The organism is Streptomyces sp. NPDC031445, from assembly GCF_055581365.1.
This window is the reverse complement of record NZ_JBVIJO010000038.1, coordinates 1-12,656: the sequence shown is the minus strand read 5'-3', so window position 1 is coordinate 12,656 and position 12,656 is coordinate 1. Positions and strand designations below refer to the sequence as shown.

9 protein-coding genes are annotated in these 12,656 nt (G+C 75.1%); 4 read left to right on the top strand and 5 right to left on the bottom strand.

All coding sequences use genetic code 11. The features are described 5' to 3' along the window. Window positions 1-125 precede the first annotated feature (125 nt). Entirely contained in the window at window positions 126-554 is a 429-nt protein-coding gene (locus ACZ5DC_RS40265) for an SRPBCC family protein (RefSeq protein ID WP_366755670.1), read from the bottom strand. 121 nt (window positions 555-675) lie between these two features. On the opposite strand from ACZ5DC_RS40265, the gene ACZ5DC_RS40260 reads away from it, so the two are divergent. Beyond that, window positions 676-1,215 carry a CGNR zinc finger domain-containing protein gene (locus ACZ5DC_RS40260; protein ID WP_468661402.1) on the top strand — a complete coding sequence of 180 codons (540 nt, stop codon included), beginning with the start codon at window positions 676-678 and terminating at the stop codon, window positions 1,213-1,215. A 76-nt stretch (window positions 1,216-1,291) separates the two neighbouring features. Here ACZ5DC_RS40260 and ACZ5DC_RS40255 read toward each other — a convergent pair whose 3' ends face one another. Together ACZ5DC_RS40255 and ACZ5DC_RS40250 are read right to left on the bottom strand one after the other, a co-directional pair. Beyond that, window positions 1,292-1,765 (bottom strand): Dps family protein, encoded by a 474-nt coding sequence (locus tag ACZ5DC_RS40255; protein ID WP_468661400.1) that lies wholly within the window; start codon window positions 1,763-1,765, stop codon window positions 1,292-1,294. Window positions 1,766-1,946: 181 nt separating this feature from the next. Next, the gene (locus ACZ5DC_RS40250) at window positions 1,947-2,522 is read right to left on the bottom strand and encodes a TetR/AcrR family transcriptional regulator (protein WP_468661398.1); all 576 of its coding nucleotides are present in this window, start codon (window positions 2,520-2,522) and stop codon (window positions 1,947-1,949) included. Between the two features lie 213 nt (window positions 2,523-2,735). Between ACZ5DC_RS40250 and ACZ5DC_RS40245 the strand changes: the two genes are divergently transcribed. Together ACZ5DC_RS40245 and ACZ5DC_RS40240 are read left to right on the top strand one after the other, a co-directional pair. Then, window positions 2,736-3,173, top strand: a complete 438-nt coding sequence (locus tag ACZ5DC_RS40245; RefSeq protein WP_468661396.1) for a hypothetical protein — start codon at window positions 2,736-2,738, stop codon at window positions 3,171-3,173. Window positions 3,174-3,335: 162 nt separating this feature from the next. Further along, complete coding sequence (locus ACZ5DC_RS40240; RefSeq protein WP_468661394.1) at window positions 3,336-6,173, top strand: helix-turn-helix transcriptional regulator; 2,838 nt, start codon at window positions 3,336-3,338, stop codon at window positions 6,171-6,173. Window positions 6,174-6,192: 19 nt separating this feature from the next. On the opposite strand, the gene ACZ5DC_RS40235 is transcribed toward ACZ5DC_RS40240, so the two are convergent. After that, entirely contained in the window at window positions 6,193-9,024 is a 2,832-nt protein-coding gene (locus ACZ5DC_RS40235; protein WP_468661392.1) for an AAA family ATPase, read from the bottom strand. A 797-nt stretch (window positions 9,025-9,821) separates the two neighbouring features. Next, complete coding sequence (locus ACZ5DC_RS40230) at window positions 9,822-12,092, bottom strand: ATP-binding protein (RefSeq protein ID WP_468661390.1); 2,271 nt, start codon at window positions 12,090-12,092, stop codon at window positions 9,822-9,824. 244 nt (window positions 12,093-12,336) lie between these two features. Here ACZ5DC_RS40230 and ACZ5DC_RS40225 point away from each other — a divergent pair, with 244 nt between their 5' ends. Then, a complete protein-coding gene (locus ACZ5DC_RS40225; protein WP_468661388.1) occupies window positions 12,337-12,624 on the top strand; it encodes a hypothetical protein in 288 nt (95 codons plus the stop codon). Window positions 12,625-12,656 lie beyond the last annotated feature (32 nt).

Here is a 12,656-nt window from a genome sequence, read left to right as displayed (position 1 = left end):
CCCACACCACCACCGACTGAACCGGGGCCGGTTCACATGCCGAAGGGGCCGACAGCGCGTGCTGTCGGCCCCTTCGGCATGCGGACCGCCGTTCCCTCCGGGTCTTTCCGGGGCCCGCAGGCGGCTCACTGCGCCCGCAGGGGGCCCGAGAAGGACTTGCGCAGGGACGACGGGGCGGCGAGGGGGAGGAGCGAGGCGAGCATCTTGCCCTTGAAGGTGCTCGGCTGCCGTGTCAGCTCGACGTCGACCCGGGTGCCGTCGCCCTCGGGAGTCATCCGGAAGACCCAGCCGCCGCCGGCTCCGAAGAGCTTGGAGTCGAGGGTGGTGATGGTGACCGTGTCGCCGTCCGGCTCCCACTCGTAGCGTGCGCGCTCCCAGGCGGCGGCGGTGCCTTCGGTGACCTCGGCCCAGGTGTCGCCGAGGCCGTGGACCTCGAAGTGTCCGGCGTCGATCGTGGGCCAGGCCTGGGCCCGGGACGGTCCGAAGTCGGTCAGTACGTGCAGCACGTCCTTGGGGCTGAGCGTGGAGACGAGATGGAACCGTACGACTGCCATGGGGTGTCCTCACTGGGAAGTAACTGGTCTGACCGGTGACGAGAGATTCCCACGGGTGCTCGTCACCTGTCAAGGTGGTTACTCTGGAAGGGTGTCCACTTCCCTGTGTCAGGAGGACCATGTGAGACATGTGTTTCCGTGCGGAACGCTCACCCTCGACTTCGTGGGCACCCTGCAGGAGCGGCGTGCGACGGTTCCGATCGAGCGGATCGGCGCACCCGGGCTGCTCGACTCCTGGTTCGTGGAGTCCGGGCTGCTCGACGAGCGGCCCGCCTCCGACCACGTGGACCTGCGTGCGGCCCTGGAACTGCGGGAGGCGATCTACCTGCTGGTGCGGGCGCGGCTCGACGGCGACGCCCTTCCCGCCGGCGCGGTCACCGCGGTGAACCGGCGGGCGGCCGGAGTGCCGGTGGCCCTGTGGCTGGGGCCCGGCGGCACGAGCCGCCGCGGCACGGCCGCCCAGGCCCTGACCGACCTGGCGCGCGAGGCGGTCGAGATCGTCGCGGGCCGGGACGCCGCGCTGCTGCGCGAGTGCGGGCGCCCCGAGTGCACACAGATCTACCTCGACCGCTCCCGGGGCCGCCGGAGGGAATGGTGTGCGATGTGGACCTGCGGAAACCGCGTCAAGGCGGCCGCCCTGCGGGCGCGCCGCCGGCAGTGACGGTCCCGCGCCCGGGGCAGGCGCGCACACGTGTGCTGCGGGACGGCCCCGCGCGGGGGACCGTCCCCGTGCCTCCTCAGCCCCGGTTCTCGGCCTGGAACATCCAGCTCTGCTTCTCCAGGTCGGCGGTCAGGCCGATGAGCAGGTCCTGGGTCACCGCGTCCGCCGGGCCGGTCTCCTCGATGCGCTCCCGCACCCGTCCGATGACGGCGGCGAACGCCCGCACCAGGGCCTCGATCGCGTCGACGTCCTTTGTCCAGCCCGGCGCGAAGGCGGGCACCCCGCTGGTGGCGGTGATGGTGGCGGCCCGGCCGTCCGGGCTGACGCCCAGCGCGGCGGCGCGTTCGGCCACCACGTCGGCGTGGTCGCGTGCGGTGGTGACCACCTCGTCGAGCTGGAGGTGGATGGAACGGAAGCGCGGCCCGTACAGGTTCCAGTGCGCCTGCTTGGCCACCAGGGACAGGTCGAGCAGGTCGACCAGGGTCGCCTGAAGCGCGCGCCCCGCGATCTCGCGCTCCTCGTCCGGCAGTGGGCTGTCGATGATCGTCATGGGTGTGCGGTCCCTTTCCTCGCGGTCACCGGTCTCCTGTGATTGTCGAGGCCACGGGCCTGCCGGGGATCAGTCGTTTGACTGCCGCCCGGCGACGACGGCAACCCGGGAACGGCCGCGCAAGCCGGTCCGGGGGACCGAAGGGACCGGCCGCGGCCACAAGACCGACGGGCGCGAAGACTCAGTCGAGGACCCGCAGCGCCACGGCCACGGCCGGCTCCAGAAACGCCCGGTCGGCGCGCGCCTGGCTCATGACGCGCAGGCCCTGGATGAACGTGGTGAGGAAGCGGGCCACTTCCACCGGACTGCGCTCACCGGACAGCTCCCCGCGCACCCGGGCGCGTTCGAGCGCCCCGGTCAGCACGGCTTCGATGGCGGTGATGGCCGTGCCGGCCTGCTCCACGGTGCCGTCGTGCGCCGCGCGTTCGACGATCGCGTTGACCAGCAGACAGCCGCGTTCCGGTTCGGCGGCGTCGGCCGTCACCAGCGCGAGCAGCAGCCGCCGCAAGGCCGTGCGGATGTCGCCCTCCGCCCGCACCTCCCGGTCCAGCGCCGCCACCAGATCGTCGCAGTAACGCCGTAACGCCTGGGCGTACAGGCCGTCCTTCGAACCGAAGGCGGCGTACAGGCTGCCGCTGCCGATACCCAGCAGCTCTGTCAGCCGTGGCATCGGCGTGGCGCGGTAGCCCTGCCTCCAGAACAGGGTCATGGCCTGTTCCACTGCCGCGTCGGTGTCGAATCCACGGGGACGTGCCACACCGAGATCCTTTCGTCGGTTGCCTCGGCACCGACCCTGACAGGTGCGGCCACCCGCAGCACCAGTCGATCGACTGCATACGTGACACGCGGGGCACCTCCGTCCGCACGCCTGGACTCCGACGTTCCATATCGATCCGGGCAGGGACATGTTCCGCCGGGTGCTGTGCGGTTAGCCTCGGAGCCATTGACGGCAAACGGCCCGAGGACCGACATGCAGCTGCACCTGAACCCCCCACTGGAGCCTGCCGACGCGCCCCGGCACGCCGCAGCCATCGTCGCGGCCGCGGCCGACATCAGCGGTGCCGAGCTGGACTACAGTCCGGAGAGCATCTGCGTGGTGGAGGACATCGTCGACGGTTTCCGGGCCGAAGGAGTGACCGGCGAGGACATGGCGGAATCCCTCGTCGCCTTCGGCTGCTACGTCGGCGAGATCCTGACGCGTCACAACGGCGGAGCCTGGCGGCACGCCCCGGCGGCCACCCGCCCCGAGGCCGTCCCCATCGTCGTGGAGCTGCCCGACGCACGGGAGTGCCGCCCGATCGACTGGGTCTTCGGCCGTCTGGAGTTCGGAACCGACGTCAGTATCCGCGACCTGTACACGGCGGCGGGCGCGGAAAGCACGTTCCCGGACGAGTGGACGTGTGAGTGAGCACGCCGTCCCGGTTCCGGCACACGTGCGTGATGCGGGTGAGAGCGTGAACGGACAGCCGTGCGGAGGGGCGGTGAACGCGCGTGCGGGAGGTGGGCACGCGCGGGGAAGGACGGCCGCGGACACACCCGCGGCGCACCGGGGGATTCTGGGAGGCACGGGATGAGCGCGCACATCGGCTCGGACGACGTCGGGCCGGACGGCACCGGCCTGCTCGGCCGGGAGCGGGAACGGGACATGGTGGCCGCGCTGCTGACGGCCCTGCCCCGCGGCGAGGGGCGGGTGCTCCACCTGAGCGGCGCTCCGGGCACCGGCAAGTCCGCCGTCCTCCGCTTCGCCGCGGCGGCGGCCGACCGCCAGGGCATACGTGTGCTGTCGACGGCGTGGGCACCCGCCGAACGCGGACTGCCGCACGCCGCGCTGCACCGCCTCCTGCGCCCCGCCCTGGCCGGGATCACCGGCCTGCCGGCCCGCGAACGAGCCGTCTTGGACGCCGCGTTCGGCGGTGGCGTGGCCGCGCCGGGTACCGGGGTACCGGATGCGCCGGGCGCCCCCGAACCGGCCGCTGCGGCCCCCTCCCAGCTGGCCGCAGCGGTGATGCTCCTGCTGACCGTGGCACCGACGCCGGTGCTGCTGTGCGTGGACGACCTCGACCGGCTCGACGACGCCAGCCGCGACACCCTGCGCGCTCTGGCCCGGCTCTGCGGCGGCACACCGGTGGGCCTGATCGTCGCCGAGCGGGCGGCCCACGACGCCGGGCCGGTTCCCCATACGGTCACGATGAGGCTCGGGAGCCTTCCCCCTCCCCTGGCCCGCGCGCTCGTCACCCGCGCCGGCCGGGCCACCGGGTACGCCGAGGAGCAGCTCGTCCTGGCCGTGGCGCGGGGCAATCCGCTCGCCCTGACGGAGCTCTCCCTGGACGGCGGCCATCTGGGCGACGCGGCGGGCTTCGGCATGCTCCCGGCGACCCCCCGACTGGCCGAGGCGTACGCGGCGGACGTGGAGGGGCTGTCGGCACCGGCCCGCACCGCGCTGCTCACCGCCGCGCTGAGCGCCTCACCGGTCACCCGGGACGTCCTGCGCGCGAGCACCCTGCTGCTGGGCAGCGGCCAGGCGGCCCGTGCCGGGTTCGCCGAGACGCTCGCCCGCGGACTCGTCGCCGAGTCGGCCGGAGCCGCCGGGGCCCTGGACCTCGAGGAGGAGGACGCCGAGGAGAACCGGCGGCTGTCCTTCCCCGAGCCGCTGCTCCGTCCGGCCGTGCTGCACCTGGAGTCGGCGGCCCGGCGCCTGGCCGCTCACCACGCGCTCGGACGCGGCCTCGCCAGCCCTCCCCACGCGGCCTGGCACACGGCCCAGTGCGTGCCCGGCCCCGACGAGGAACTCGCGCGGCGGCTGGAGGCGCTGGCGGCCGGCGCCCGTCCGGGCACCGGCGTCCTCGTGGCCCTGGCCGCCCTCGAACGCGCCGCCCGTCTCTCCCCGGACCCGGAACGCAGGGCGGCCCGGCTGCTGCGCGCCGCCGAACTCGCCTGCGACCACGGTCTGACGGACCAGGCGCTCCGGCACGCCCGCCAGATCGACCCGAGTGAGCTGGGGACGTACGGACGTGCCCTGCTGCTGTGGGTGCACGATCTGCTGCCGGGCAACAGCGCGGTCGGCCGGGAGCGGATCGCCGAACTGTGCGAGGCGGCACGCGCCGTAGCACCCCAGGATTCCGCGCTCGCGCAGAAACTGCTGTACGCGGCGGCACGCAGGTGCTGGTGGCAGCAGGCAGGTCCGGGCGAACGCCGCTTGGTCCTGCGGGCGTTCGAGGAGCTGCGCTCCGGGCCCCGGGACACACGGGACATCGCCGTCATGGCGCTGACCGCCCCCCTCTCACCGCTGCGTGTGCGGCCGCCGCACCCCGCCCCGGCACCGGCCCAGGGTGACGAGCAGCATCTGGCCGGACAGGTCGCTCAGCTCGTTTCCGACCTCGACCGGGCGGCGCCGCTGCTGGAGGGGGCGGAGGCCGTCTTTCGCGCCGGCGGCCGGTACGGGCGGCTGCCGCAGCTCCTCGTACCGCGGGCGATGGGCCAGATCTGGCTCGGCACCCAGTGGCACACCGCGCAGGCGCTGGCCGAGGAAGGCCGGATGATCGCCGGCCGGACGGGGCAGCCCGACTGGGTGGCGAGGGCAACCGGCACGCTGGGCATCATCGCGGCCCTGCGGGGGCAGCACGACAAGGCACTGGAGTACGCCGCGGAGGTCGAGGAGGCGTCCCTGCGCCTCGGTCAGAACCGGCAACTGAACCTGGCCGCGCTCGCCCGCGCCCTCGTCGCCTCCGGCACGGGCCGGTACGTCGAGGCCTACGCCAGGCTGCGCTCCCTGTTCACCGACCCGGCGACGCCGTACGCCTTCGAGCAGGTCTGGGGGCTCGCCTTCCTGGCCGAGGCGGCGCTGCCTGCCGGGGAGCAGGCCGACGCCAGGGGCGTCGTCGAGGAGATCACGGCCCTGACCGAGGCGGGGCGCGCGCCCCTGTCGCAAGGGATCCTGGCGTACGCCGGCGCGGTCCTCGCCCCGGACGACGAGGCGGAGGACCGCTACCGCCGGGCGCTGCGGCCGGGAGCCGGCGCCTGGCCCCTGCTGCACGGCATGACCCAGTTCGGCTACGGAGCCTGGCTCCGGCGCCGGCGCCGGGTGACCGAATCCCGCACGCCCCTGGCCACCGCCGAGTCCGTCCTGCGGACCCTGGGCGCCCAGGCCCGCGCGGAGCAGGCGGCGTCCGAGCTGAGGGCGACCGGCCGGGCCGCGGACGGGCACTCCCCCACGGACGACATCGCCCGCGTGCTGTCGCCGCAGCAGCTCACCATCGCCCGCCTGGCCGCCCGGGGCCTGACCAACCGGGCCATCGGGGAGCAGCTGCGCCTGTCGCCCCGTACGGTCGCCTCGCACCTGTACCAGATCTTCCCCAAGCTGGGCGTCTCCTCCCGCGCCCAGCTCGCAGCGAGGATCGGCTCCGGCTGACGGGCGGCCCCGGCCGCCATCAGGCCGCGTGGAGGTCCCGCAGCACGTCGGTGAGCTGGGCCCGTGCCGTCACGCCCAGCCGGGGGAAGATGCGGTAGAGGTACGCGCCGATGGTCCGCGGCGCGAGGCCGAGCTGTTCGCCGACCTCACGGTTGGACAGTCCGCGGCCGGCGAGTTCGGCGATCCGCAGCTCCTGCGGGGTGAGCAGATCGCGGGCCGCGACCGGCCGGGACGCGCCCGGGGCGGCGCCGTCCGCCCGCTCCCCGGAAGCCCGCAGCTCCCCGGCGATCCGCGCGAGGCGCGCCTCGGCACCCAGCATGGTGTACCCGGCCGCCGCCTGGCGCAGGGCCGCGCGGGAGTCGGCGAACTGCCGCCGGCGCCGCAGCCGCCTGCCCTGGGCCAGCCGCAGCGGCGCCTGGAGGCACGGCCAGCGGGACAGGTCCTCGGCGAAGGCTCGCCCGGACGGCGCCGGGGCGTCCTGGGCGTCATGAAGGTACTGGCCGCCCGGGTCGTCCTGGTCGTCCGCGAGCACGGCGCGGGCCACCGCGAGCCGGAGGGCGATCACCGGGGGGCACTCGGCGCCCAGCTCCGCCTCGATCCGGTCGAGGGTCGCGCGCGCCTCCGCGGAGGCGTTCTCGGCCTCGGCGGCCTCCGCGAAGGGGACCAGGGCGGACAGGGCCGCCGGGCGGCTGCGCGGGTCCGTCAGGAGGGATGACAACGTTGGCCAGGCGGCCCCGTACTCGCCCGCCTCCACCAGGGCGCAGGCCGTGCCGACCGCGAGCACCGCGTCGATCGAACGCACCGAGCGCCGGGCCGCCTCCAGGTCCGCGGCACCGCCCGGACGTACCGTGCCACCGGTGCGCAGACCTCGTACGAGGTCCTCCAGGAGGCGGGCGGCCGCCGCGTGGTGGTGCTGGCCGTTCGCCTCGGCGAGTTCCGCGCACCGCCGGAAGGCGTGGCCGCCCTGCCCCCGGTCGCCCATGGCCAGGTGCGCCAGCCCCTGCCGCAGCAGCACCCGGGGCAGCTGGTCGGACAGGTCGTGGAAGCGGTGCCGGCGCTCCGCCTGCCGGTACAGGTCCAGCGCCCGCAGCGGGTCGCCCGCCAGCAGCGCGGCCTCACCCAGGCGTTCGAGGTCGCGTACGGGCACGTCCGCCAGGCGCCGGACGGCGGACACGCCCGCGAGGACGGTCGCGGCACGGCGCACCGGGCCGGCCGTGGCCATGGCCTGCAGCAGCCGGGGGTCGTCCGAGGCGTCCGGCATCCCGTCGAGGAAGGCCAGCAGCGCCTCGGCGCGCGCGTCGTCGCCCGCGACCGAGGGCGCCGTGATCCGGGCCAGCTCCAGCGCGTTCTCCTGCTCGTCGGCACCGGCCGGCACGGGCCAGGCGGCGGGGTCGGCCGGCCGCTGCCCGCCGTTCCCGGTCCAGGCCAGGGCCTCGGCGCACAGCCTGCCCAGGGGGCCCAGCGGGTGGCGAAGCGCCCGGTGCGCCATCGTCCGCGTCATGCGCTCCAGGCCGAGGACGTGGGCGAGCTGGGCGGCCCTGAGCGCGAGGCGGCCCCGGTCGGCGGGCAGCGGGTGCAGGTCGGACGCCCGCCGCAACAGCCGGACGGCCATGAGGGGCTCGCACTGCTCCAGCGCCTGGGCGTGCACCGCCTCCAGACGGCCGGCCAGCTCCGGGTCGCACTCCTGGACCGCCTGCGACCGGTGCCACAGCATCTGCACCGAGCCGGGCGCGAGGACGGCCGCCAGGGCCGCGTGCGCGGCACGGCAGCGCCGCGGGTCGGTGCCGTGGACCACCGCACCCGGCGTCGCGGGGTGGCCGAAGTGCAGCCGCATGCCGTCGAACGTCAGGAGGCCCGCCCGTTCCGCGGGCTCCAGCGCGGTGAAGTCCAGCTCCGCGCCCCCGGTCAGCGACGCCGCCGACAGCAGCAGCGGGAGGTCTCCCGCCGGGTACAGCGCCGCGACCAGCAACAGGTCCCGCGTCCCGGAGGGCAGACGCGCGGCGCCCGGCGCCAGGGCGGAGGCCAGCCGGTCGGACGAGGCGGGCACGCAAGGGGTCGAGTCCTCGGCGCCGGCCGGGAGTTCCAGCAGCGCCAGGGGGTTGCCGGCCGCGGTCGCCAGCAGCTCGCGCACGGCCTGCGCGTCCAGGCCCGGACGCCGCGCCGCCAGCAGCCGTGCGGACTCGGCCGGGCCGAGCGGACCGAGCGGCAGCCGGGGCAGGCCGGCCAGATCGGCCGGAAGCGTGCGGTGCGGGCGGGAGGTCATCAGCAGCGCCAGTGGATGGCCGACGGTCCGCCGGGCGACGAAGGCCAGCACGTCCCCGCTGGGGGAGTCCAGCGCGTCCCAGTCGTCGACGGCGACCAGCAGGGGCTGCCCGGCACGGCTGACCGATTCCAGAACCCGGAGGACGGCGAAGGGCAGCCACGACGGCCCGCCCGGCGCCGGGGCGCCGTCGACCAGGACCCTCTCCAGGGCATCGAGCGGCCCGGCGGCCGGCGACCCGTGCGGGTCCGCCAGGACCGGCCAGAGGATCTGGAGCAGGCCCGACAGGTCGGGCGGGTTGCCGCCCCGGATGCCGGTGCAGCGCAGGACGCGCATGCCGGTGGCCGCCGCCGCCTGGACGGTGGCCTCCAGCAGTGCCGATTTGCCGGCACCGGCGTGCCCCCACACCACCCGCGCCGCCCCGTGGGCCCTCGCCTCGCGCAGGAAGCCCTCCAGCGCCCGCAGTTCCGGGTCGCGGCCGACGAGCCGCGGGCCGTCCGACAGCGCCCCGCGCCGGGGGGTGACGAGTGACAGCGCGGGCTGTGCCTCTTCGACCGTGATGAGAGGGGAGAGCCTGGTCTGCGCGTTCATCGTGCCCCCTGTTCCGTGCGAGCGCTCCCGCCCGTCCACGGAGCGCTCTCGTGCCTGCTCCCATCCCACTGGAGCGCAGGCCGCGGAACCAGGCAGTTGGCATGCAGCTTGCCCCGCCGGGGGACGGTCCCCCCGGACAGCGGGCGTGCGGCGGCGTCCCTTCGGCCGGCGGGGACCCGAGTGCTACGACGTACGGGGGCGGCCCGCGTAGGCGCTGCCCGGCTCCCGCACGTACCGCTCCCGCGTCAAACCCCGCCCGCCGTGTGCCACCGGCGGTACCGGCCCGGTCAGGTCGGCCGGTGGGCGCGGTGGGCGGACGGATGCTCCCCAGGCATCCGCGTCGGCACGGCCCGGCTCCCGCACGTACCGCCCCCGCGGCAAACCCCGCCCGCCGTGTGCCGCCGGCGGTACCGGCCCGGTCAGGTCGGCCGGTGGGCGCGGTGGGCGGACGGATGCTCCCCAGGCATCCGCGTCGGCACGGCCCGGCTCGCGCACGTACCGCTCCCGCGTCACACCCCGCCCGCCGTGTGCCACCGGCGGTACCGGCCCGGTCAGGTCGGCCACGTGGGCGCGGTGGTCGGCTCGGGCGCCCTCCAAGGCATCCGCGTCGGCGCTCCCCGGCTCCCGCACGTACCGCTCTCGCATCAAACCCCGCCCGCCGCCGGCGGTACCGGCCCGGTCAGGTCGGCCAGGTGGGCGGGTCGGGCGCCTCCACGGCATCCGCGTCGGCGCTGCCCGGCTCGCGCACGTACCGCCCCCGCGTCACACCCCGCCGGCCGCCCGCGGTGCCGGCCCGGTCAGGTCTCGGGCGTCTCCACGGCATCCGCGTTGGCGCGCATCCGCTCCGCGCGCGGACTGTGGATCGCGCTCAGCAGGTCGGCCGCCCGCAGCCAGCTCTCCCGGGCGCCCGCACGGTCACCGGCCTCCTGTTGCGCGGTCGCGAGGTGGTCGAGCACCTCGGCCTGGTTGTAGCCGTCGAAGCCCTCACCGTACAGCCGCAGCGACTCCCGGTAGTCCGCCATGGCGGCGTCGAGATCGCCGAGGCGCTGCCGGGCGTAGCCCATGGTGTCCCGGGCGGCGGCCTCGATACGGACGTTGCCGTGCCGCCGCAGCAGCGGCACCGCCTCCGCGCACAGGGCGATCGTCTCCTCGTACCGGCCGAGCAGGGCGAGATACCAGCCGACCGCGTTCATCTCGCGGGCCACGGTGCCCTCGTCCCCCAGGGAGCGGTAGATCTCCAGCGCCCTGCGGGCATGGTGCAGGGCCTCGGTGTGGCGCTTCTGCCGGCCCCGCACCCAGCCGATGCTCCGCTCGATGGCCGCGCGGTCCACCGGGTCCAGCCGGTCCAGCAGCCCGAGCAGCAACTCGACCTGCCGGTCGGCCTCGTCGGCCTGGCCCGTCTCCGCCAGCGCGCGGGCGAGATCCGCGGAGTTCCGCGCGATGGCGGCCGGCTCGTCCAGCCGCACGGCGGCGTCCAGGCCGATGCGCTTGGTCTCGATCTCCGCCGTCCAGCGGCCCGTGACGGAGTAGTAGCTCACCCAGTCCTGCGTGAGGTTCATGCGGAACCGCAGCAACCGTGGATCCTCCAGGGAACGCAGCGCCGCCGCGACCGTCGACTCCTCCTGACGGAACCAGACCAGCGCCTCCTCGCGGGTGTCGAGAAGGACGCGCACCGCCCCTTCGGCCGGCGGGCCGATCGACGTGGAGGCGGCGCGCCCCAGCAGCCGGTTGGCCCAGTGGGCGTTGTAGCGCAGGTAGTCCAGCAGCCGGGTCTCGGCGCCGAGCCGGTCGTCCCCTTCCCGTTCCACGAGTTCCGCGCCGTAGGCCCGCACCAGGTCGTGGAGCACGTACAGTCCCTCGGCGTCCCGCGACAGCAGGTTCGCCGAGATCAGCTCCCGCAGGTGCCGCCGGGCCGCCGCCGTACCGACGCCCGCGAGCGAGGCGGCGGCCTCCGCCGACACCGACGGTCCCGGGCACAGCGCCAGGTACCGGAAGAACCGCGCGGTCCCGGGCGTCAGAGCCCGGTACGACCACGAGAACACGGCACGGACGTCGACGCGCCGGTCACCGCTGGACAGGGCGTCCAGCCGTGGCCGGGACTCCCTCAGTTCGCGCACCAACGCTCCCAGCGGAACCTGCGGCGACGCGCTCACCTGCGCGCCCACGATCGCCACCGCCAGCGGCAGGTGCCCGCACAGTTCCACCAGCTCCGCCGCCGCGCGGGGCTCGGCCCGGCAGCGCTCCTCGCCGATCCTGGCCGCCAGCGCGGCCAGCGCCTCCTCGCGCGACCACACGTCCAGACCGACCAGCGTGGCGCCCTCGGTCACGGCCAGGCCGGACAGCTGACTGCGCGAGGTGATGATCGTCAGGCACCCCGGCGACGCCGGCAACAGCGGCCTGACCTGCTCCTCGTCGCGCGCGTTGTCGAGTACGACGATCAGCCGCCGGGACGCCGCCCGCTCGCGGAACAACGCCGCCCGCTCCTCGGTGCCGCGCGGCACCGAGGAGCTGGGCACGCCGAGCACGTCGAGGAACCCGGCGAGGGCCGTGCCGGGGTCCAGGGGTTGTCCCGAGTCCTCGAAGCCGCGCAGGTTCACGTACAGCTGGCCGTCCGGGAAGCGGTCCGCCACCTGGTGGGCCCAGTGCACCGCGAGCGTCGTCTTGCCGACCCCAGCCATGCCGCCGATCGCGGAGATGACGACATGTGCTCCCCCGCGCCCGGCGACGTGTGTGCTGAGCCGCTGGACGGCCGTGAGCGCCTCCGTCCGGCCGCGGAACGTCGCGAGGTCCGGCGGCAACTGCCGCGGGATCTTCTCCGTACGCCGCGTCGCCGCCTCGACGAAGCGCCGCCGCTCGTCCTCGTCGAGTTCCAGGGCGTCCATCAGCTCGCTGAGCGTCGCCTGCCGTGGCAGGCTCTGCCCCCGTTCCATGTCGCTGATGGCCCGCACACTCACGCCGGACGCCTCGGCCAGGCTCTCCAGCGTCAGCAGCGCACGCTGCCGCGCCGCACGCAGCAGCCGGCCGAACTCCGCCTTGTCCATCCCCACCCCCAGTTCTGGAATGGTCATTAAAGCAAGAGGCGGGAGCGAGCCACCACGCTGTCCACGGCTGGAGACGGACACACTCGGCACAGGTCGGCACGTATGACCGCGACGCACGTCACGACGACAGTCATGTGACGCATGCCGGGACCGGCGTGTCCTGTGAACACTTAGGGAGTCAATGACCCGGCCATCGTCGACCAAGCCGCAATACAAGGCCGCGCCGAACGGCTCATCGTGGCCCTCACGTATTGCCCGAAGGGCGTTTCTCATGGTCACCAGGACTGTCTGGCTCGTAGGGTTCGCGTTCCGCTCCGACCAGGGCCGACTGGTTCAGCACTTCTACGTCGTGCCGGAGGCGGCCGACGCCGCGGCCGCCCGGGAGAGCGCCCTCCGCAGGGCCCGCACCGCCCGGGAACACGCCCTGCGCGGCGGACGGGACGTCGAGGAGGCCACCGCCGAGACCCGCCGGCTCTTCCGCGACGGCCTCGGCGTCTGGCGCCTGGGCGGCCGGGGGCCTTCGCCCGACGAGCCGTCCGGGTTGCCGGCCGCCGCGTGATCCCGGCCGGCCGCCTTTGCCGCCTATTCAGT